This window comes from Caenispirillum salinarum AK4 (genome assembly GCF_000315795.1).
Taxonomy (GTDB): Bacteria; Pseudomonadota; Alphaproteobacteria; order Rhodospirillales; family Rhodospirillaceae; genus Caenispirillum; species Caenispirillum salinarum.
Genome location: NZ_ANHY01000014.1, coordinates 13,430 through 32,365 on the forward strand (window position 1 = coordinate 13,430; position 18,936 = coordinate 32,365).

The 18,936-nt window shown below is 66.5% G+C and carries 22 protein-coding genes; 16 read left to right on the plus strand and 6 right to left on the minus strand.

Features of this window, described 5'->3' with window-relative positions; all coding sequences use genetic code 11:
* Position 1 precedes the first annotated feature (1 nt).
* Genes C882_RS14080 through C882_RS14105 form a run of 6 tightly spaced genes read left to right on the plus strand, consistent with a single transcriptional unit; the run spans position 2 to position 4,966 of the window.
* The gene (locus tag C882_RS14080) at positions 2 to 1,921 is read left to right on the plus strand and encodes a heme lyase CcmF/NrfE family subunit (protein ID WP_009541293.1); all 1,920 of its coding nucleotides are present in this window, start codon (positions 2 to 4) and stop codon (positions 1,919 to 1,921) included.
* Positions 1,918 to 2,346 carry a cytochrome c-type biogenesis protein gene (locus C882_RS14085; protein ID WP_009541294.1) on the plus strand — a complete coding sequence of 143 codons (429 nt, stop codon included), beginning with the start codon at positions 1,918 to 1,920 and terminating at the stop codon, positions 2,344 to 2,346. Before C882_RS14080 ends, C882_RS14085 begins: the two co-directional genes overlap by 4 nt.
* Complete coding sequence (locus C882_RS23350) at positions 2,343 to 3,011, plus strand: tetratricopeptide repeat protein (protein ID WP_009541295.1); 669 nt, start codon at positions 2,343 to 2,345, stop codon at positions 3,009 to 3,011. Before C882_RS14085 ends, C882_RS23350 begins: the two co-directional genes overlap by 4 nt.
* Complete coding sequence (locus tag C882_RS14095; RefSeq protein ID WP_009541296.1) at positions 3,011 to 3,754, plus strand: cytochrome c biogenesis CcdA family protein; 744 nt, start codon at positions 3,011 to 3,013, stop codon at positions 3,752 to 3,754. The genes C882_RS23350 and C882_RS14095 overlap by 1 nt, the downstream gene beginning before the upstream one ends.
* Positions 3,755 to 3,770: 16 nt before the next feature.
* Positions 3,771 to 4,529 (plus strand): DsbA family protein, encoded by a 759-nt coding sequence (locus C882_RS14100; RefSeq protein ID WP_009541297.1) that lies wholly within the window; start codon positions 3,771 to 3,773, stop codon positions 4,527 to 4,529.
* The gene (locus tag C882_RS14105; protein WP_009541298.1) at positions 4,529 to 4,966 is read left to right on the plus strand and encodes a c-type cytochrome; all 438 of its coding nucleotides are present in this window, start codon (positions 4,529 to 4,531) and stop codon (positions 4,964 to 4,966) included. The genes C882_RS14100 and C882_RS14105 overlap by 1 nt, the downstream gene beginning before the upstream one ends.
* A gap of 395 nt (positions 4,967 to 5,361) precedes the next feature.
* Here the strand turns inward: C882_RS14105 and C882_RS14115 are convergent, their stop codons facing one another.
* Both C882_RS14115 and C882_RS14120 read right to left on the minus strand, forming a co-directional pair.
* Positions 5,362 to 5,739 (minus strand): hypothetical protein, encoded by a 378-nt coding sequence (locus C882_RS14115; RefSeq protein ID WP_009541300.1) that lies wholly within the window; start codon positions 5,737 to 5,739, stop codon positions 5,362 to 5,364.
* Between the two features lie 125 nt (positions 5,740 to 5,864).
* Positions 5,865 to 6,308: a hypothetical protein gene (locus C882_RS14120; RefSeq protein ID WP_009541301.1), complete on the minus strand. Its 444-nt coding sequence runs from the start codon at positions 6,306 to 6,308 to the stop codon at positions 5,865 to 5,867.
* A gap of 329 nt (positions 6,309 to 6,637) precedes the next feature.
* Here C882_RS14120 and C882_RS14125 point away from each other — a divergent pair, with 329 nt between their 5' ends.
* From C882_RS14125 to C882_RS24685, 3 genes are all read left to right on the plus strand, one after another.
* A complete protein-coding gene (locus C882_RS14125) occupies positions 6,638 to 7,486 on the plus strand; it encodes a hypothetical protein (protein WP_009541302.1) in 849 nt (282 codons plus the stop codon).
* A 99-nt stretch (positions 7,487 to 7,585) separates the two neighbouring features.
* Positions 7,586 to 8,050, plus strand: coding sequence for a hypothetical protein (locus C882_RS14130; RefSeq protein ID WP_052000166.1), 465 nt, complete (start codon positions 7,586 to 7,588; stop codon positions 8,048 to 8,050).
* 234 nt (positions 8,051 to 8,284) lie between these two features.
* Positions 8,285 to 8,494 (plus strand): hypothetical protein, encoded by a 210-nt coding sequence (locus C882_RS24685; RefSeq protein ID WP_152415343.1) that lies wholly within the window; start codon positions 8,285 to 8,287, stop codon positions 8,492 to 8,494.
* On the opposite strand, the gene C882_RS14135 is transcribed toward C882_RS24685, so the two are convergent.
* From C882_RS14135 to C882_RS25040, 4 genes are all read right to left on the minus strand, one after another.
* Positions 8,473 to 8,871, minus strand: coding sequence for a hypothetical protein (locus tag C882_RS14135; protein WP_043645675.1), 399 nt, complete (start codon positions 8,869 to 8,871; stop codon positions 8,473 to 8,475). The two genes, C882_RS24685 and C882_RS14135, sit on opposite strands and share 22 nt — an antisense overlap.
* Positions 8,872 to 9,116: 245 nt before the next feature.
* Positions 9,117 to 10,511: a tyrosine-type recombinase/integrase gene (locus C882_RS24400; protein WP_043645677.1), complete on the minus strand. Its 1,395-nt coding sequence runs from the start codon at positions 10,509 to 10,511 to the stop codon at positions 9,117 to 9,119.
* Between the two features lies 1 nt (position 10,512).
* A complete protein-coding gene (locus C882_RS14145; RefSeq protein ID WP_009541304.1) occupies positions 10,513 to 12,270 on the minus strand; it encodes a hypothetical protein in 1,758 nt (585 codons plus the stop codon).
* Positions 12,271 to 12,499: 229 nt separating this feature from the next.
* Positions 12,500 to 12,670 carry a helix-turn-helix domain-containing protein gene (locus tag C882_RS25040; RefSeq protein ID WP_160166792.1) on the minus strand — a complete coding sequence of 57 codons (171 nt, stop codon included), beginning with the start codon at positions 12,668 to 12,670 and terminating at the stop codon, positions 12,500 to 12,502.
* Positions 12,671 to 12,898: 228 nt separating this feature from the next.
* On the opposite strand from C882_RS25040, the gene C882_RS24690 reads away from it, so the two are divergent.
* The 7 genes from C882_RS24690 (at position 12,899) to C882_RS14175 (ending at position 18,842) form a co-directional block, all read left to right on the plus strand.
* A complete protein-coding gene (locus tag C882_RS24690) occupies positions 12,899 to 13,279 on the plus strand; it encodes a hypothetical protein (protein WP_152415344.1) in 381 nt (126 codons plus the stop codon).
* Positions 13,280 to 13,393: 114 nt separating this feature from the next.
* Complete coding sequence (locus C882_RS14150; protein ID WP_052000167.1) at positions 13,394 to 15,493, plus strand: protein-disulfide reductase DsbD family protein; 2,100 nt, start codon at positions 13,394 to 13,396, stop codon at positions 15,491 to 15,493.
* 43 nt (positions 15,494 to 15,536) lie between these two features.
* A complete protein-coding gene (locus C882_RS14155; RefSeq protein ID WP_009541306.1) occupies positions 15,537 to 16,214 on the plus strand; it encodes a DsbA family protein in 678 nt (225 codons plus the stop codon).
* 2 nt (positions 16,215 to 16,216) lie between these two features.
* A complete protein-coding gene (locus C882_RS14160) occupies positions 16,217 to 16,687 on the plus strand; it encodes a hypothetical protein (RefSeq protein ID WP_009541307.1) in 471 nt (156 codons plus the stop codon).
* 74 nt (positions 16,688 to 16,761) lie between these two features.
* Positions 16,762 to 17,226, plus strand: a complete 465-nt coding sequence (locus C882_RS14165; RefSeq protein ID WP_009541308.1) for a beta-lactamase hydrolase domain-containing protein — start codon at positions 16,762 to 16,764, stop codon at positions 17,224 to 17,226.
* The gene (locus C882_RS14170) at positions 17,223 to 17,984 is read left to right on the plus strand and encodes an MBL fold metallo-hydrolase (protein WP_009541309.1); all 762 of its coding nucleotides are present in this window, start codon (positions 17,223 to 17,225) and stop codon (positions 17,982 to 17,984) included. Before C882_RS14165 ends, C882_RS14170 begins: the two co-directional genes overlap by 4 nt.
* 81 nt (positions 17,985 to 18,065) lie before the next feature.
* Complete coding sequence (locus tag C882_RS14175; RefSeq protein ID WP_009541310.1) at positions 18,066 to 18,842, plus strand: sulfite exporter TauE/SafE family protein; 777 nt, start codon at positions 18,066 to 18,068, stop codon at positions 18,840 to 18,842.
* The last annotated feature ends 94 nt before the right edge of the window (positions 18,843 to 18,936 follow it).

An 18,936-nucleotide genomic window follows, 5' to 3' on the forward strand; every position in this document is an offset into this window, starting at 1 on the left:
CATGATTACGGAACTCGGCCACTTCGCGCTGGCGCTGGCCGCCATTCTGTCGGTGTTCCTTGCAATCGTGCCGCTGTCCGGTGTGGTGGCCCGCAGCGGCCGCCTTGTCGCCATGGCGCCGCCGGCGGGTGTCGGCGTGCTGATCCTGGTGGCGACAGCATTCGCCGCACTGGTGAACGCCTATGTGACGTCGGACTTCTCGGTCCTGAACGTCGCCGAGAACTCCCACACCGCCAAGCCGCTGTTCTACAAGATCTCCGGCGTCTGGGGGAATCACGAGGGTTCCATGCTGCTGTGGGCCCTGGTTCTGGCGGTCTTCACCGGCGCCGTCGCCCTGACCGGGCGCGACTTGCCGGCGCGCTTCAAGGCGACGGTACTGGGCATCCAGGGCATGGTGTCGACGGGCTTCCTGTTCTTCATCCTGCTGACCTCGAACCCGTTCACGCGCCTCGGCCGGCCGCCGCTGGAGGGCAACGGGCTGAACCCGATCCTCCAGGACCCCGGCCTCGCGCTGCATCCGCCGTTCCTCTACCTCGGCTATGTCGGGTTCTCGGTCGCGTTCTCCTTCGCCCTGGCGGGTCTGGTCGAGCGGCGCATCGACCGCGACTGGGCCCGCTGGGTGCGTCCCTGGGTGCTTCTCGCCTGGGCCTTCCTGACGGTCGGCATCGCGCTCGGCTCCTGGTGGGCCTACTACGAGTTGGGCTGGGGCGGCTGGTGGTTCTGGGACCCGGTGGAGAACGCCTCCTTCATGCCGTGGCTGACGGGAACGGCGCTGCTGCACGCCGTCGTCATCCTCGCAAAACGGGATGCCCTGCGGTCGTGGACCGTGTTCCTGGCGATCGTCACCTTCAGCCTGAGCCTGCTGGGCACCTTCCTGGTGCGCTCCGGCGTGCTGACGAGCGTCCATGCCTTCGCCAGCAGCCCGTCACGGGGATTGTTCATCCTGGTGTTGCTGGCGCTGACCGTCGGCGGCTCGCTGCTGCTGTTCGGCCTGCGGGCACCGGGCCTGCGCACCGCCTCCGTCTTCGCCCCTGCCTCGCGGGAGGGCGGCGTCATCTTTGGCAACGCGCTCCTGGGCGCGGCCACCGGGACGGTGTTGGTAGGCACACTCTACCCGCTGTTCATCGATGTCCTGGGCCTGGGGAAAATCTCCGTCGGCGCGCCCTTCTTCAACATGGCGGTGCTGCCCATGCTGGGTGCGGTGGTCCTACTGATGGCGGTCGTCCCGCTGCTGGCGTGGAAACGCGGTGGCGGCAAGAGCCTCGCCCGCGACTTGCGTCCGGCGGCTGCCATCACCGGCATCGCGGCGGCAAGTGGATGGGTGCTTGCTCCGGCCGGGGTGGGCGTCCTGGCCGCCATCGGCCTGGGCCTCGCCGGCTTCATCCTGGCCGCGACCCTGGCGCCGCTGGCCCGCCGCAAGCTGAAGTCGCTGACGGCCGGCGCCTGGGGCATGACGCTGGCGCACTCGGGCGTCGGCATCGTGGTCGCCGCCATCACCATCGCGTCGATCTGGCAGATCGAGACCGTCCGCGTCATGGCGCCGGGCGAGACGGTGTCCTTCGCCGGCCATGAGGTCACCATGACGGAGCTGAGCGACGTGAGTGGCCCCGACTATACGGCCATGCAGGGCGTCCTGACGGTAACGAAGGACGCTGCCGACCTCGGCGCCCTGCGGCCGGAAAAACGCACCTACGTCGCGCGCGGCCAGCCCACCACGGAAGCCGCCATCCGTTCGACCCTCGTCGGTGACCTCTATGCCGCCCTGGGTGATGCCAGCGGCGAGGGGCGGGTGGTGCGCTTGTACTGGAAACCCTTCGTCAACGGCCTGTGGATCGGCTCGGCGCTCATGCTGCTGGGCGGCCTGATTGCGCTTGGCGACCGCCTGTCCAAGGCTCCCGGCCGCCCCCGGAGGACCGCATGACACGTCCCACTCTGAAATCGGCGCTTCTGGCGCTCGCCCTGGCTGTGTCGGTTCCGGGTCCGGCCTGGGCGGTGCTGCCCGACGAGCGCCTGGAGAACCCGGTGCTTGAGACCCGCGCCCGCGACATCAGCAAGAACCTGCGCTGCCTGGTCTGCCAGAACCAGTCCATCGACGACAGCGAGGCCGACCTCGCCCGCGACCTGCGCATCATCGTGCGCGAGCGCCTGGTGGCGGGGGATTCGGATGACGAGGTGATTGCTTTCGTCGTCGACCGCTACGGCGATTACGTCCTGCTGACCCCGCCCGTGAAGGGCTCGACCATCCTGCTGTGGGCCGCGCCCATCCTGCTGGCGGGCGCCGCCGGCGCCGGAGCCTGGGTCGCCGTGCGGTCGGCCGGGCGCAAGACCGAGGAGACCCCGTCATGATCCCGTTCTGGCTTCTGGCGGGGCTTCTCGCCGTCTTCGTCCTGGGCATGATCCTGCTGCCGTTGCGGCATGGACCCTTTGACCGGGCGGCCATCGCCGGTGTCATCGCGGCCGTCGCAGTGCCGGTGGTTGCCATTGTCCTCTATGCCGGCATGGGCCAGCCCGGCCGCCCCGACTTGCCGCTCTCCGCCCGAGGACCGGAGCTTGAGCAGGCCCGGCAGGTGGCTAAAGTGCGGGCCGCCGTGGACAAGCTGGCCGCCGTCGCGGCGCAGAAACAAACCGATCCACGAGCCTGGAGCATGGTCGCCGACGGCTACTGGCGCCTCGGGGCCTATGCCGAGGCGGCAGAGGCCTTCGGCAAGGCCCATGACCTGTCGCCGGATGATCCCACCATGGCGCTCGCTCATGCCGAGGCGCTGGTGCGATCGGAGGACGGCCTTGTCACGCCGCCCGCCGCGCGCCTGTTCAAGAGCGTGCTTGCCGCCGATCCAGCCAACCCGAGGGCTCGGCTGTTCGACGGCTTGACGCACGCCCAGGCGGGCCACGCCGACGAGGCGCTGTCGGTGTGGGAGGCGCTGGCCGAGGAAACCGCCGAAGACGTGCCGTGGCGGGCGGCGCTGCTCGACAACATCGCCCGCCTGCGGGCCGGGAAGGAGGCGGGGTGATGGAGCCGGCCAGCATCGGCCTTGGCGTCGTCTTTGTCGCCGGCGTCGTGTCTTTCCTGTCGCCCTGCGTGCTGCCGCTGGTGCCGGGTTACGTCTCCATGATGGCCGGACGCTCGGCAACGGCGGCGGATCCCGACGGAGGCGCTACCGCCGGGCGGCTGGCGATGCTGGGGTACGGGCTGGCCTTCGTCGCGGGCTTTTCCATCGTCTTCATCGCGCTCGGCGCCAGCGCGACGGCGCTCGGCCAGCTTCTGCGCGCCTACCGGTTCGAGGCGAACCTCCTCGCGGGCGGACTGGTGGCCCTGTTCGGCCTGCACATGGCGGGGCTCCTGCGCCTCGGCTGGTTGATGCGGGAGTGGCGGGTGCCCGCGATGCCCTCCGGTGGCGGCCCGACCGGGGCGGGGCTCATGGGCATGGCCTTCGGCTTCGGCTGGACGCCCTGCATCGGCCCCATCCTCGGCAGCATCCTGGCCGCCGGGGCCGTCGCCGCCGACGTGAAGACCGGCGTCACGCTGTTGTCCGTCTACGCGCTTGGCCTCGCCATACCCTTCCTGCTCGTCGCCGTGTTCACCGACGCCCTGGTGGCGCGCCTGCGCCGGCTGCGGAAGGCGGGGGCGCTGCTGCACCGCACGGCGGGTGTCATCCTCATCCTCGCCGGGATCGGCATGATGACCGGCACCATCAACCGCCTGGGCACATGGCTTCTCATCACCTTCCCCGGCCTCGGCGACCTTGTTATCTGACAATCGGAGACCCTCCATGCGACGCACCGCCGCGCTGCTGACACTGCTGACCGTTCTTGCCCCCGCCCCAGCGGCCCTGGCAGAGCCCGCCGCCGAGAAGGCGGAAATGGAGGCCGTCGTCCGCGACCTCCTGCGCCGCGAGCCGGAACTGGTCGTGGAGGCGCTAACGCTGTTCCAGGCCAAGCAGAAGGCCGAGGCCGAGCTTGCCAAGCAGCGTGTCCTGACGGAGCGGGCCGACGAGATCTTCCGCAACCCGGACGATCCCATCACGGGCAACCCGGACGGTGACGTGACGGTGGTGGAGTTCTTCGACTACCAATGCCCGTACTGCAAACGGGTGGAGCCCATCGTTCAGGAGCTTCTGGAGGGTGACGGCAACATCCGCTATGTCTCCAAGGAGTTCCCGATCCTCGGCCCTGAGTCGGTGTTCGCCGCGCGGGCGGCCCTGGCCTCGCGGGAGCAGGACCTTTACCAGCCTTTCAGCGACCGGCTGATGGAGCACGGCGGCGATTTCACCGAGGAAGCGGTCATGAGCATCGCCCGCGAGGTGGGGCTCGACGTCGACCAACTACGCGGCGACATGGCCGCCCAAAGCGGGGAGATCGACCGCATCATCAGCCGCAACCGCGCACTGGCCCAGGACCTGGGCATCACCGGTACGCCGGCCTTCGTGATCGGTGAACGCCTGATCCCCGGCGCCGTCGACCTGGCGACGCTGGAGAAGGCCGTGGCGGACGTCCGCGAGAACAAGACCAAGAAAGGAGCCACCAATTGATGCGCAAGCTGCTCGATAACCTGCCGGCGCTGGCCGTGACCCTGTTCCTTGCGGGCGGGATGGCGGTGATCGTCGGCAAGATGACGGGAGGCGGCGGGTCCGAAGCCGTCGCTGCGGTCGAGATGCCGTCCTCGCTCACCGCCGCCGCCGCGCGCGGACAGATGAGCTTCGATGAGAACTGCGCCGCCTGTCATGGGGCGAACGGCACCGGCACCGACCAAGGGCCGCCGCTGATCCACGACATCTACAACCCCGGCCACCACGCCGACGCGGCGTTCTTCCGGGCAGCCGCGCAGGGCGTGCCGCGCCATCACTGGTCGTTCGGCGACATGCCGCCGCAGCCGCAGGTGTCCGAGCGCGAGGTGAAGGACATCATCGCCTTCATCCGCGCGGTCCAGCAAGAGAACGGCATTACCTACAAGGCGCACCGGATGTAGAGCGCGAGGCGCCGCCCGCAGTACAGGTAATGGCCTTTATTTGAGTGCAATGCTCATTCCTCAAGTCAGTTAACCTGAATGACCTCGGCCCAGCGCAAGGTCGTTGTGCTGAGCCGATTTCCTGTCCAGTAAGAGTTCTTCCTGGGCAGCAGACCGACGCACGGCTGGCGTGCTCTGTCGCCTGCCGCGCGCGCCGCTCTGCGGCTACCGGTCCCGCTTGTCCCGGTCCCGCGGTCCATACTTTCGATCAAAGTACATGTCGACCAGCAGCATGATCGCGCCCGTGGCCGCGCCGATGCCCAACGAAATCGCGAGCACGTTCAAGAGCGACCGGTCACGGAGGATGTAAGCGAAGATTGCGCAGTTGACTGCGAATAGTATCAATGAAGCGCGTATCATTGCGGTGTCCCTGCCGGCCGGACGTTCTGCTTGTGGCCCTCCGCGAGCCTCAACAGGCGGTCAAGCTCTGTGATGAGCATCTCGCTCTTCTGCCGGCGTGCCGCCACCATAACGGCCGCGAGCAGGTGGGCCTGGGCCGTCGCGACCTCCTGCTGATGTTCAAGCCGCAGGGACAGGCGCCGGCCGCGGCGCAGGTGTCCGGTATCCCGAAAATAGGTGTCGCGGGCTCGGGCAACCTCCTCCTTGCAGAATGGCGACGTGCCGAGGTCAAGGATGGCCTTGTCGACCACGTACAGCGCCGCGCTGTGGTCGGCCGCGATCTGCGCGGCGGCGAAATCGAGCGGCGAGAGTGCCGCGCTCTTGCGGTGTGTCATGATTCGATGTCCCTGAAAAACAGACGCGCGCGTGCGCCCGCCGCCGTGAAAGCGGCGACAGGGCACGGCACGGGTTCGATTGAATGGTGGTTGGAGAGGGGAACGGCGGCAGCTTGGCAGTGCCGTTAGATGATGCGGACAGTCTCGCGCGCCGCCGCTGCAGTGATGATGAGCAGCGTGCCGCGTCCGCGTGACCGTCCTCGTCCGGCGTGAAGCGCCCAGCCGGCGGCGTCGAGGCTGCCAAACCACGGGAGGAGGGCGATGTCGAGCGGGCTGGTCGGGAACGTCTGTTCGTCATCCCACTCCTCGGGATCCGGCTCGTTGACCGGCAGGCTGCAGAACCGCCTGTAGTCCTTCCGGCACAAGGCGAGCAGGCCCTCAATGTCGGCGAGCAGGTCCCGGACATCGGGCGTGAGCAGGTGCGGCGTGCGGACAGTGACGACGGTCCGCGTCGTCGCGTGGATCAGATAGTCGAGGTCCAACGTTCGGGCCGGGCAAAACTCGACTTGGGTTTCGTGGATGTTGTGGGCGGCGAAGATCGCTGCGGTGGTCATGAACTTGCGAGACATTGGCTACTCCTTGTCCCGCGCCGGCTGTGAACCGAAGAGCCGCTGTGGGCCGGACCGGCGCGCACGAAGTAGCGCCGCGTCCGGCCCACAGCGGGCTCGGTCACGCCTCGCCATCTCGATGACCATCAGCCGCTCCTGCCACCGGGATGGGTGCCTTAAGTGTCGTCCCCCGGGTCTTGATCCAATTCCCGCTGTCCCGCCGTGGCGTGAAGGCGGTATCGTTGCTCGATCTCCGCCGCTATCACGATCTTGAACATTTTTTACGCCGTGCTCTTGAAGTGGCCGGAAATCAAGAGAACGTCTCCTGCATCGCAAGCCAGGAGACCGTAATGAGCAAGTACGACGACAGGGAAACGTGGTTCGACGACCTGAGGCGCGGCGTCGAGGGCAGGCCGGTGTCTGATCAGGGGCAAGAGGACATCCTGGTGCATCTCGGGATCGCCGGGGCCGCCGAGATCTGCTTCCGGATGGGCATGCCGTCTGACGTGGCCCGCCTTCTGTTTCAGCGGGGCTATGCCGGACCCCGAGAGACCCCGGACGAGATCGTGGAAGCGATCGACCTGGCGGCGGAAGGCGGCGACCTCTTCAAGGAGTACCGCGACGAGGCGGCCTACAATGTGCTGCAGGAGCACAACGTGAGGCTCGATGCGGTGGGGCGGCTCTACAGTTCGCCGCACGATGTCGGGGACCTGGTGGCCGAGGGCGTGTCCTCCCTCTTTGAGCAGGATGTCCGGGACCTATGCCTGCGCCCCTGGTGCACCGCGCGCAAGACCTGGTGCCCGGACGAGACCGGCGAATGCGCCCGCGAAAGCAAGGCGGCCGACGAGCCCGGACCTGTATCCCGCCCGTCGCTCTACCGCGGCGATGACGGCCTTGCCGTGGCCGTACCGACGGATGCCGACCCTCAATGGGAGCCGATCCGGACGGTCGATGAGCTTCTCGATGTCGAGCACGGCATCCATCAGCTGCACTGCTTCCAGACTGAGGGCGAGGCCGATGCCTTCTGTGCCGGCATCGACCTGTTCGACCGCCTCGACATCGTCTGCCTGGGCTGCCCCGGGCAGCAGGGTCTGCAGGATGTCCCGGATGCACACTGGGTCCTGGTGATCTGGACGGACGACGACCCCGACGATGCGGACACCCTCGAAGCCTTCGTTGAAGTCATTGATCACCGGTGACGGCACGGTGCCCGCCGCTGTGGCGGGCGGTCGTGGTGGCGCTCAGCGGCCCCAAGAACGGGCTCCGCGTCCGTTCTGTCCTACTGAAAGGATGAGATAATGAAGAGAAAGCGGTACGGCCTGAACGAAGACCTGTCGTATGCCGAAGACTTCAACGTCATGCTGTCGACCACCGGGCCCACGGCGAACGGGGATCTCGGGTTTTTCGGGACGATGGCCCGCGCCGTGGATCCCTACGATGCATGGCAGCGGGCGACGGCTGCGGTCGGCGTGGCCACCCGCGGCACCAAGGAGGGAGTCGAGCTCTTTCTCGATAGTAAGCAAGGTCGGCACTTCGCCGACGACGTGCTGAACGAACTGGCGGCTGGTTTGGGGAGCGTCTCGCTGCAGGAGGCTATTGACCGGACCATCGACACTTGGAAGTCTCGCCCGATCGGCTCCTGGATTGAGAAGAGAGAAGGGATCCCCCGAGAGCTTCCGTACCTGACAGGTTTCGTCGCCTTCTACGATATCGAGATCGAGAACCTCAATGATCCCAGTCTGGTGAAAGGCCGAGACTTCTGACCAATCGCTGACGAAGGCGGCGAACTGGACAGCGGCGAGGACGTTTCGGGCCATGCGAACGTATCTGGCGGCGATGCGGTCACGGTAGGAGAAGGATGAGGAATGGCGGTGGCCGCCCTCATGCGGCGGCCGTTTCTGCCGGTGCCGAAAAATCGCCACGTCCCTACAGAGAGATGGGGAACTTTTGCGTACAAACGTAGTTCCCTACTCAGGCTTCCATGAGAAGAGGCTGTTATGTTCGGGAACGAAGTCGGAGACTGGCTGAAGGATGGGCAGGACCGTCACCCTCAAGATCCTGAGGATGGCGACACCGCTCAAACTGAGGCTGATGAACTGGTGGCCGCCAAACTGCGGGATCTTGGGGCCGAGATACTCAAAGAGCCAGTCCCGGACCGTCTGCTGGAGGCGCTGACGGCTGGCGGCTACCGACCAACGACCGGCTGAGCTCCGAGCAGGTGGCGGGCAGCAGCCAGTTCGCGCTCAGCATCGCGTCTGGTCAGTCCCACGATCTCTGCTGCGTCCGCGACCGTCAGCCTGTCCAATGACACAAGAAGCAGCAATTTCCGCTGGATGCGCGTCAGTCTGAAAAGCCCTGCGTCAAACAGCTTTGGATCAGCGTCCGCGTGCGGCCCTTCGTAATACTCTATGCAGCAGTGGAGAATGTGGTGCAGGCGACGCCTGTCAGGCTCCGCTTCCTCCGCCTGAAATTGCTGGATGGTCAGCAGAACGGCGTCATCGGCTTTTGTCTTCTCGCCGATGAAAAGGTACGCGTGTCGTCGCAGCGTAGGCAGTTCTGCCCGTAGCCAATCCCTCACACTCATGATCTTATTCCCGCCCCATAGGCCCTACGATCATCAGGCATGGTCGGATGATAGCAACTTGCGACGAGTCATCACAGGAAGAAGGGGGCGAATAAGGAGTATGTCGTGCGACCAGTACTCCAGAGTTTCCTGAGCGTAATTATGTAAGACATAGTACAGGGCAAAACTAATACGATCCGGTGCCAACCGGCACTTCTGGTCAAGGTTGCAGGCGGCTCGCGGGCGCGGATTGGCACCAGAGTGCCTCACCGGCCCTTCCCGCGGCCATGTCCCGGCGGTCGTGCGGCACGGCGGTGTGGGGCCAGGATGTCGCCCAGGGTCCGCGCCGCGGCGGCGGACACGCCGTGCTGGTAGTACGTGCTCGTCGTTCTTGGATCGCTGTGCCCGAGCACCTGAGGAGCCAGCTTGGTGGCCTCGGAACTCGTCATCATCGCGGTCGTCGCGAGGCAGTCGCGGAACAAATGCGGCGACAGAGTCCGGCCGATCTCGCGCTGCGTGACATCGCGGACCCGTTGCGAAATCCCGCGCGGGGTCATTGTCCGGCCGTCGCGGCCGATCCACACGTCGGCGTGGCCACCGTCGCCGGCGAGGACCGGCTGGTAGTCCGCCCGGTAGCGCCGCAGGGCCTTGACGAGTTCCGGTGCAAGCGGGGCCGTGTAGCCCTTGGTCTTCGTGCGCGCGAGCGTGATCATCGCCCCGTGGTCCGTGATGACGACGCTGTCGTCGAACCGCAGCGACGCCAGGTTGCTCAGCCGGATCGGCCGGCGCGCCAGCAGCGCGATCATCAGGCCGTCGCGGAACAGGATCGCCGCAGCGGTCGTGCGCGGCAGGCGTTCCGCGCGCCGCATCAGCCGCCGGCCGAGGCCATACAGCTCTTCGCTGTCGACGATCCGGCCATTCTTCCGCCGGCTCGTCCGGTCAAGCTTGTAGCGCCGCGCAAGCTTGTGCAGCCATTGCCAGTCAGCCTCTGGCTGCCAGATCACTGACATCCACACCGCAAGCTCTTCGATGTACATGCCGATCGTCTGCGGCGAGAGACCCTCCGCGTCGAGGCCCTCGACGTACTCCCGGACCGTGCCTCGCTCGACGATGAAGGGGGCGTCGCCGCGCCAGGCGAGGTAGCGCCCGAGGCCCCGCTCGACACGCCGCCAGAACGCCTCGCTCCACAGCTCTTGCGGCCCGTCGGCGAGCGACCCGAGAAGCGGATGGCGCGCTTGCGTCCAGGCCGACTTGACAGTGTCCGGCCAATCCTTAAGCGGCATCGTTTTGCGCGTTCGTGGCGCGCGCGGCGTGCCCGCCCGCGGGCGGCGGGGCGGCTGCAGGGACGCGATCATCGTCCGCAATCCGGACCACTCGTGATGGGGCCACACGAGGGGTGCGCCGTACGCGACCAACTGGCAGTAGCTCGCGGCGGACGCCGGAGCGAGATCCTGACACAGTCGGCTGTAGAAGAGCGCGAGGCCGGCTTCGGTCGGCGCGTGATCGCACCAGTGAAGCCAAAGCCCAATGGCGCGCCGGACGCGGAGCTGATAGCGCCGCGTCCACCCCATCGCGCCGACGCGCCGATGCCAATGCGTGCGCAGGTCTTCCGGCCAGTCATCGAACTGGCGCGTCGGCAGGGTCGTCTTCTTCTGTGACATGTCACCTTCCTTTCTTGGGCCGGCGCGCCGAGATCGCCGCGTCGAGCTTGGCGGCGGCCGTGGCGGACTGGAATTCGACGTAGCGCAGCAGGGCGCGGCTGTCGCGGACCTGCCCGAGAAGCGCCGTCACGTCTTCCGCGTTGCCGCCGCTCCGGACGATGAGCGCGGCGCATATGTGGCGGAACAAATGCAGGTTGACGGAGAGGCCGGTCTCCCGCGCGATCGTCACCGTCACGAGGCGCGACAGGTCGTTCGGGTCTTTGGGCCGCAGGCCCGTCGCGGCCGGGAACAGGTACGGGTTTCCCGGCGTGTCGCACAAGACAGGCCAATAATCCCGGCGGTACAGCCGCAGAATGGTCATCCAGTCCGCCGGGATCGCTGCCGCGACACCACGCTTCGTCTTCACCTCCTCGCAGTCAAAGTGCAAGAAACCCTCGCAGTTTCGGCGGCCGACTGGCCAGTCGATGTGCCGGTCGATCTCGATCGTGGCGAGGTTCGACCGCCGCACGGGCAGGGTCAGCAGCAGCGCCACCGCGGCTGCGACCTGGACCCGGCACGCGACGGTGCGCGTGATCCGCCCGTGCCGACGGCGCTCGGCTTCGGCGTGTTCGACCAGGGCCGACGGCAACTGGGCAAGCCGGCGCACGACGCGGTCGTCGAGAAACGGCGCGAGACGCTGGCGGTTCTTGGGTGTCATCAGGTTGTCGAGACCGCCGATCTTGACCAGCCGCCGCTTCAGCGTCGCCCAGCGGCGCGCCTCTCGATCGGTCATGAGACCTTGGCGCGCGGCGACGTTGCGCAGCGCCTTGACGATCGTGAGCGCGTACTCCGTGGGAGCGTTGCCGCTGCGCGTCAAGGCGGCTTCGAAGGTTGCGGCGGCGGCTTCGGGGGTCGCAACTTGGTCGACGGACAGAAGGTCGTGCCGGGACACCATGCCCGCGTCGATCACCGCGGTCGCGGCGAGCAGGATGATGTCGCGGCGCGTCCTCATCGTGCGTGGGGCGAGCGGCGGGAACCGCTCGTCGGTGTCGTCGTCGTCAAGCCAGCGGTTGAGATGGCTGCCGGCTGCCGTCTGGTCCGGCGCGCTGTTGCGCACGATGAACGCTTGCACCGAGTGCTGAAACGCCTCCGTGAAGAACGTCAGCGGCCGCGTCACCGGCGTGCGGCGTGTCTCACGCTGAACCACGCGGACAGGCCATCCGAGCGTCCGGGCGGCGTGGTTCCACGCGTCCATCGCGCGGCGGACAGCGCGGTCCGGGTCGCGCGCGAGGGTCACCGTCTGGACGCGCCGCCAATCCGACCACTGATCGAAGGTGTCTTTCGTCACTTGGCGCGGCGCGACATTGTTGTCGGCGCACCACCGGATGAACGAATTGAGCATGCCCTTCACCCACGCCTTTTCGGTGGGGATCTCGGCATACAGGCTCAGCCACGGCTGCGGCAGATCCGTTTCCGGGCGCAGGCGTGTCACGTCGTGGACGCCGCGGACCGCTTCGAGACCGCGACGAAGACTTGAGAGAATGTTTTGGAACCGGCGCTTCGAAACGCCCAGCTGCGCGTGGTGCAACTGCCGCAAGTGTTCCTGCAGAGCGTAAATGCTCGCCGGGATTTCCGCCGGCTCGCGATCCAGCCAGCCCGCCACGATGCGGATGTCGCGCACGATCTCGACGCGGCGTTTCGCGCTGTGCTTCAACTCCGCGCGGGTCTCGACCGCGTGAATCGCATCCGCGAGCGTGAATTGTGTTGCTACATAAGTCATCGGCTTCCTCCGTTACGTCCGTTTGCGGCGCGCGCACCAGAGGAGCGCGCCGCAAGCGGCGGGACGGAGAAGCCGGGAAACGCACGGCAGGGGGCGGAAATGACGGAAAGGAGCGGAAAACTGTGAAGCCTGTGCGCATTCACCCCGTGCGGATGCATCGGGCCATTCTTCACAGTGGCGGCTAGATCGTTGATCGGACTCTCGGATTTGCGGAAGCCGGAAAACACCATCATGGAGGGCTCCTCCGGATCATCTTCCGCAGTTCGCTGCGCTCGATGCGTACCGTGCGCGGACCGATGCGGACGGCCGTGATCAGGCCGCGCCGGATCCAGTTGCGCACGGTCCGCGGCGAGACTCGCAAGTCATCGGCAAATTCTTCAACAGTGTAGTAAAGTGACATGTGTATCTCCTCTGTTCGCCAGAGGAGGAATATGATGCTATTGCAACATTCCGATCGACCCGTAGCGGTTCCGTTTCGAGGCCAAAACGGAAAAGAGCGATTGGAAAGCCTAAGTTTGGACATGCATACGCTCACGTACCCGTGATTCACGGAGCCTTGCAGCACGCCAGGGCGGATGATAAAATTAGTTTAATCTAATAAAACGGGCTTTGGCCTGGGAAGGGAGCGATGGCTCGCGTACTGGTGGCTTGGTTAATGATTGCCGCAATGGCGTTGTCGGGGGTCGGCGTGAACAACGTTAACGCCTTCGCCGCAATTGGTGACGAAGCCGGTACCGGGGTCGCGCTTGCCGGGGAAGGGGAGGGCGTGATCCCGTCTCCGTCTCACCTCTTCAGCGGCGACGATGGCGGATTGTGCCGGTACGCAGAGGGCCAGCGATCCGCTAAACGTACGAGTTCATGCATATCGCTCATCGCGACCGTCCCGATGTCCGCCGCGGATCTGTCGCCGATCAGCGCGCGCCGCCTGACGCACTTGTCCACATTCCCCGACCCGCTCCGGCAGATTGCCCGCCGCCCGGATATTCCTCCCCCGCGTCCATTGGTCTGACGCAGCCATCGATGTCCCGCGCGAACCGTCGCTCGCCGGCGTCTCGTGGCTGATCCACGCGCGCTGCCGGAAGCGGCAGCGCCATCGGCTCGACCAAGATCCACGGACAGACACATGACTATGCGAATCATGCGGAGCCGCCTGTTGGCGGCTGGTGCCGCATGCCTGCTCGGCTTTGCCGCTGCCGGTGCGTCGGCCGCCACGGGACCGACCTCCAGCGGCAAGGAAAGCAGCCTGCACCTCCTCTCCTCCGTCAACGGCACGGGGCAGTTGGAGAGCCTGCCGGCCGGCCTTGATATCCGCCTGGATAATGGGTGGAAGACGTACTGGCGCTCGCCCGGCGATGCCGGAATTCCGCCGGCGATGGACTGGACGGGCTCGGAGAACGTTGCCGCCGTCGCGGTGAGGTGGCCGGTCCCCCGTCGCTTCTCCACCCTGGGGATCGAAACGCTCGGCTACAAGAACGAGGTCGTCCTGCCCCTTGACGTGAAACCGGAGCGTCCAGGCGAGCCTGTGTTGCTTCGGGGCCGCATCGACCTGCTGGTGTGCAGCGACATCTGCGTCCCGGCCTCGCACACCGTCCGACTGGACCTTCCCGCCGGCGCGGCGACGGCCGATGCTGCCGCTGTCAACCGGATCGCGCGGTTCGAGGCGCAGGCGCCGGCCCGCGGAGCAGCGGGCGACATGGCCGTCACGGCGGCGTGGGCGGAGCCAGAAAAGAAGACTCTTTCCCTCCGCATCACGTCGGCGTCCGCGCCCTTGCGAAACCCGGATGTCTTCATTGAGGGCGGCGACCGCACCTTCGGCAGGCCGGAAGTCTCACTGAAAAACTCAGGGATGGAGGCGGTTCTTGCACTGCCGGTTCTGGCCGGTCCGGACCCGGTGGGGCTGCCGGGCACCTCGTTGACCGCCACCGTCGTGGACGGCAGCCGCGCTATTGAAGCCGAAGTCGCCGTGGCGCCCCAAGCGCCCGCCGGCAGCGGCTGGATCGTGGACCTTCTTCCTGTCCTGGGGCTGGCTCTGCTGGGCGGTCTCGTCCTCAACTTGATGCCGTGCGTGCTGCCCGTGCTGTCCCTGAAGCTGATGGCGATCATCGATCAGCAGGGGCAGGCGCGCCGGCGCATCCGGCTTGGATTCCTGGTGACGTCGGCCGGTGCGATCAGCGCGATGCTCGTGCTGGCGGGCCTTCTCGCCACCTTCAAAACGGCTGGCGGTGCGGTCGGCTGGGGCATGCAGTTCCAGCAGCCCATCTTCATCAGCTCCATGGTCCTGCTGCTGACGGTCTTCATGGCGAGCATGATGGGGGCCTTTGAGATCCACCTGCCCGCAGGTGCGGCAACCCGTCTGGGTGCCGCTGGCGGCAACGGCCTCCTCGGCCACTTCGCCTCCGGTGCCTTCGCCACGCTGTTGGCCACGCCCTGCTCGGCTCCATTCCTGGGGACGGCCGTCGGCTTTGCCCTTGCCCGCGGGCCGCTTGAGATCCTCGCCGTGTTCAGCGCACTTGGCATCGGCCTGGCAATCCCGTACCTGCTCGTCGCCGCCTTTCCCGGTGCCATCGACCGACTGCCGCGGCCCGGCCGGTGGATGAGACTGGTCCGCTACGGACTGGCCGCCGCCCTGGCGGGAACGGCGCTCTGGCTGCTTGGCGTCCTGGCAGTGCAGACATCGGCCGCAACCGCGGCAATCTCCGGGGGCGCGGCAATACTCGCCGCTGCTGCCCTCACGGTCTACCTCAAGGGACGCCGCCTGCTGAAGATGGTGGCGACGCCTCTTGCCGTGGCGGCGGCCATTCTGACCATTGCCCTGCCGGGGGTGATGGGGGCCCCGGCCGTCGCGCCCGGGGAGCCAGGAGCTGGGCCGGTCAATTGGCAGCACTTCGAGCGTGCGAAGATCGGCAAGCTGGTGGCCGAGGGCCGCACTGTCTTCGTCGACGTTACCGCCGATTGGTGCGTCACCTGCATCGTCAACAAGAAGATGGTCATCGAGCGTGATCCCGTGGCGGCCACTCTGGCATCCCTGAATGTCATCGCCTTGCAGGCCGACATGACCGCCCCGGACGCTGAGATTGCTGCCTATCTCGCGCAGCACGACCGGTACGGCATTCCCTTCAACATCGTCTACGGACCCGCTGCCCCGCGCGGCATTCCGCTTCCGGAGGTTCTGACCGAGGAGGCGGTGATGGACGCGATCGGCAAAGCGGATACTGCGAGCTGACCGACAGACGATGGCGCATAAAACCCCACGATCGGAGAGATCCATGCCCTCCCGCTTCACCACCATCACGGCCGCGGCTGCCCTCGGCGCCGTTATCATCGGCGGTTATCTGGCCGTGCAGGCCGTCACCGCGCCGACGGGCGCGGAGGCGGGGACGCGTCCCGCAGCCGAAATGACACCCGGCGGTCTTGTCCAGGGACCGAGCGCAGTTGTCGCCGAAAACCCCGACGGCGATGTCACCGTCATCGAATACTTCGACTACCAGTGCCCAATCTGCCGCCGAGTGCATCCCGACTTGAAGCGCCTGGCGGAGGAGGATGAGGGTGTTCGCATCGTCCACAAGCACTGGCCGGTCTTCGGGGCGGCCTCGATTTACGCGTCGAAGCTCGCGCTCGCGGCGCGCTGGCAGGACCGCTACCGAGAGGTCCACGACGCCCTCATGCGGTTGCCGGGCAAACTGGACGAAGAGCGGGTTCGCGAGGCCGCCCGGTCTGCCGGGCTCGACATCGACAAAGCGGAAAAGGATCTGGACCAGCGGGCCGACGAGGTTGAGGCCGTCTTCGACGAAGCGGCGATCCAGGCCCACTCGCTGCAGTTCCAGGGAACGCCAAGCTTCGTGATCGGCAATTACCTTGTGCCCGGTGGAATCGATTACGCGACCATGCGCCGCGTCGTCAAAGACGTGCGCGACCAGAAAAGGGAGGCAGAGGAAACGCAATGAGGATGCCGCTCCAGCAGCTTCCATTGCCGTTCCGACCGCTCAAGGCCGCGGCCGCGGCCGCCGCCCTGTTCGCTGTGCTCGGCACGGTGACCGCCGTCTGGCCCAATCCACTGTTCGCGCGGATGACGCCGACGCAGGGGTTCGAGGTCTGGCTCCTGGCGGTCCAGGCGGTGCTCATCGGGGTCTATGTTGCGATCCGGCGGCCGAGGTGCCGGGTCCGGGGGGCCGGGATCGGCGGCGTGCTTGGCTTCCTTGGAATTGCCTGCCCGACCTGCAACAAGATCCTGCTTCTTGTCTTCGGCTCCGACCTGCTGCTCGCCTACTTCGAGCCCTATCGCCTTCATCTGGCCGTTGTTGGCGCCACCGTGACGGCCGCGGCCGTGGCATGGGAATGGCGCCAGCGCCGCCATACGCCGGTCTGTGACTTGGGAAGGGCAGAGACCGGAAAACCCGGTGCGCCGGGCAACGCTTAAGGTTTTCCTAATGTTGGACATGGGACCCGTCCTCAGGGGCGGGCCTCCCAATCCTTGAACGACAGAGGAAGAGCATGACCGAGCGAATCAAAGTCACCGACCGCTACACCATCGAGAAGACCCCGCCGACCGAGGACCGGGTCGGGCACCTGTCGCGGGAAGGCTACCGGTCTCTCGTCAATCTCCGCACCCATGGTGAGCAGAACGAGGTCCTGTCTCCGGGCGAGGAGGGCAAGGTGGCGGACGCGCACGGCCTAGCGTACCTGAACATTCCGGTCTCTCCGCAGGACATCAACCACGATACGGCCGACCGCTTTCACGACGAGGTCTCGCGCCTGCCGGGGCCTGTCGCCATCCACTGCGCGTCGGGCAGGCGGGCAGGGCTGTTCACCTTCATTCACGTGGGACGCCAATTGGACATGGACGGCCATGAAGCGGCAACCCATGCCGAGAGCCATGGCTACGAATTCGCGAGCCCCGGTGCCAGGGAGTTCCTGCGAAGCGCTGTCGATAACCATGAACGGGACCCGGAACCATGATTTTCCGACAGCTGTTCGAGCCGGAATCGTCAACCTACACGTATCTGGTGGGGTGCCGGGAGACGGGCGATGCGGTTCTGATCGACCCGGTGATGGAAACGGTGGAACGCGATCTTGCCGAGATCCAGCGGCTGGGTTTGCGGCTCGCCTACACCCTGGAGACCCATATCCACGCCGACCACGTCACGTCGGCCTGCCGGCTCCGCACCCTGACCGGCTGCCAAGTCGCATGTCCTGCCATGGAAGACCTGCCGTGCGCGGATATCGGGATAGCGGAGGACAGGCCCCTGGCGGTGGGGGGCATCGTTTTCAGGGCGCTCCACACGCCAGGTCATACCGACACGCACCACTGCTACGTCGTGGGCCGGGAGGACATCTCGCGGGTTTTCACCGGCGACGCGCTGCTGATCGACGGATGCGGTCGGACGGACTTTCAGAACGGCGATCCGGACGATCTTTTCCGGTCGGTGCGCGAGAAGCTGTTCACGCTGCCGGATGACACGCTTGTCTACCCGGGGCACGACTACCAGCATCGGCACGTCACCACCATCCTTCAGGAGCGGGAGCGGAACCCGCGTCTGGGAGACGACAAGAGCCGCGACGACTTCCGGGAGATTATGGCAAACCTGGACCTGCCCTATCCCAAGAAGATCAATGCCGCTGTGCCGGCGAACCGCCGCTGCGGTGACTGCCGCGATCAGGTGCCCGAGGCCCATCGTCTGTCCGATGAAAAGTTCGTTCAGGGGGTGCCCTCCTGACCATGTTCACTCCTCCGCTTCACGTCGGCCGGACCAGCCACCTGGCGGGTGCGGACGGACGGCGTCGCGTGGGGCGCTGACATGGGTGAGCTTCTGACGCTTCTTTCGGGGTCGCTGGTCGGCTTCTCCCTGGGCCTGATCGGCGGCGGCGGCTCGATCCTGGCGGTGCCCCTTCTGCTCTACGTGGTCGGCGTGGACGACCCGCATGTCGCGATCGGGACAAGTGCGCTCGCCGTGGCAATAAACGCGCTCGCGAACTTGGCCCAGCACGCCCGCGCCGGGACCGTCAAATGGCCATGCGCCGCAACATTCGCCGCGTCGGGCGTTGCCGGGGCGCTGGCGGGGTCGACGGTCGGCAAGTCGCTCGACGGCGAGAAGCTGCTGTTCCTCTTCGCCTTCGTGATGATCGTCGTTGCCATCTCGATGCTGCGAGGGCGGGGCGGGGAGGGTGATCCCTCGGTGCGGATCAACCGCCGGATCGCGCTCCGCCTCATCATGATCGGCTTCGTCGTCGGCGGTGTCTCAGGGCTCTTCGGGATTGGCGGCGGTTTCCTGATCGTCCCCGGCATCATGGCGGGGAGCGGCATGGCTGTCCTCAACGCCGTCGGATCGTCGCTTTTCTCCGTCGGTGCGTTCGGGCTGACCACCGCCGCGAATTATGCGCTCTCCGGCCTGGTCGCCTGGAAGACCGCGGCGGTGTTCATCGGCGGCGGCGTCATCGGAGGAATCGCAGGCATGAAGTTGGCGGTGCTGCTTTCCCGGCGAAAGGGGGCGCTGACCCGGGTTTTCGCCGCCGTCCTGATCGTTGTCGCCGCATACATGCTCTACCGCAACGCCAGCGCAATCGGCCTTCTCTAACGAAAGTTATCCTTTTGCTGCCGCGCTGAAAGAAGGGCGGTGGCACATCGCCAGCGGGTGTCGAATTTGTGGTTGCTGGGCCGGTTCATCTCCG

What these genes read in the sequence shown, in the direction of transcription:
- C882_RS14150 (WP_052000167.1), top strand. Translation starts at nt 13,394, where the DNA reads ATGACTATGCGAATCATGCGGAGCCGCCTGTTGGCGGCTGGTGCCGCA.
- C882_RS14100 (WP_009541297.1), top strand. Translation starts at nt 3,771, where the DNA reads ATGCGACGCACCGCCGCGCTGCTGACACTGCTGACCGTTCTTGCCCCC.
- C882_RS23350 (WP_009541295.1), top strand. Translation starts at nt 2,343, where the DNA reads ATGATCCCGTTCTGGCTTCTGGCGGGGCTTCTCGCCGTCTTCGTCCTG.
- C882_RS14175 (WP_009541310.1), top strand. Translation starts at nt 18,066, where the DNA reads ATGGGTGAGCTTCTGACGCTTCTTTCGGGGTCGCTGGTCGGCTTCTCC.
- C882_RS14095 (WP_009541296.1), top strand. Translation starts at nt 3,011, where the DNA reads ATGGAGCCGGCCAGCATCGGCCTTGGCGTCGTCTTTGTCGCCGGCGTC.
- C882_RS14135 (WP_043645675.1), bottom strand. Translation starts at nt 8,871, where the DNA reads ATGAGTGTGAGGGATTGGCTACGGGCAGAACTGCCTACGCTGCGACGA.
- C882_RS14115 (WP_009541300.1), bottom strand. Translation starts at nt 5,739, where the DNA reads ATGACACACCGCAAGAGCGCGGCACTCTCGCCGCTCGATTTCGCCGCC.
- C882_RS14085 (WP_009541294.1), top strand. Translation starts at nt 1,918, where the DNA reads ATGACACGTCCCACTCTGAAATCGGCGCTTCTGGCGCTCGCCCTGGCT.
- C882_RS25040 (WP_160166792.1), bottom strand. Translation starts at nt 12,670, where the DNA reads ATGTCACTTTACTACACTGTTGAAGAATTTGCCGATGACTTGCGAGTC.
- C882_RS14165 (WP_009541308.1), top strand. Translation starts at nt 16,762, where the DNA reads ATGACCGAGCGAATCAAAGTCACCGACCGCTACACCATCGAGAAGACC.
- C882_RS14130 (WP_052000166.1), top strand. Translation starts at nt 7,586, where the DNA reads ATGAAGAGAAAGCGGTACGGCCTGAACGAAGACCTGTCGTATGCCGAA.
- C882_RS14155 (WP_009541306.1), top strand. Translation starts at nt 15,537, where the DNA reads ATGCCCTCCCGCTTCACCACCATCACGGCCGCGGCTGCCCTCGGCGCC.
- C882_RS14170 (WP_009541309.1), top strand. Translation starts at nt 17,223, where the DNA reads ATGATTTTCCGACAGCTGTTCGAGCCGGAATCGTCAACCTACACGTAT.
- C882_RS14125 (WP_009541302.1), top strand. Translation starts at nt 6,638, where the DNA reads ATGAGCAAGTACGACGACAGGGAAACGTGGTTCGACGACCTGAGGCGC.
- C882_RS14160 (WP_009541307.1), top strand. Translation starts at nt 16,217, where the DNA reads ATGCCGCTCCAGCAGCTTCCATTGCCGTTCCGACCGCTCAAGGCCGCG.
- C882_RS14080 (WP_009541293.1), top strand. Translation starts at nt 2, where the DNA reads ATGATTACGGAACTCGGCCACTTCGCGCTGGCGCTGGCCGCCATTCTG.
- C882_RS24685 (WP_152415343.1), top strand. Translation starts at nt 8,285, where the DNA reads ATGTTCGGGAACGAAGTCGGAGACTGGCTGAAGGATGGGCAGGACCGT.
- C882_RS14120 (WP_009541301.1), bottom strand. Translation starts at nt 6,308, where the DNA reads ATGTCTCGCAAGTTCATGACCACCGCAGCGATCTTCGCCGCCCACAAC.
- C882_RS24690 (WP_152415344.1), top strand. Translation starts at nt 12,899, where the DNA reads ATGGCTCGCGTACTGGTGGCTTGGTTAATGATTGCCGCAATGGCGTTG.
- C882_RS14105 (WP_009541298.1), top strand. Translation starts at nt 4,529, where the DNA reads ATGCGCAAGCTGCTCGATAACCTGCCGGCGCTGGCCGTGACCCTGTTC.
- C882_RS24400 (WP_043645677.1), bottom strand. Translation starts at nt 10,511, where the DNA reads ATGTCACAGAAGAAGACGACCCTGCCGACGCGCCAGTTCGATGACTGG.
- C882_RS14145 (WP_009541304.1), bottom strand. Translation starts at nt 12,270, where the DNA reads ATGACTTATGTAGCAACACAATTCACGCTCGCGGATGCGATTCACGCG.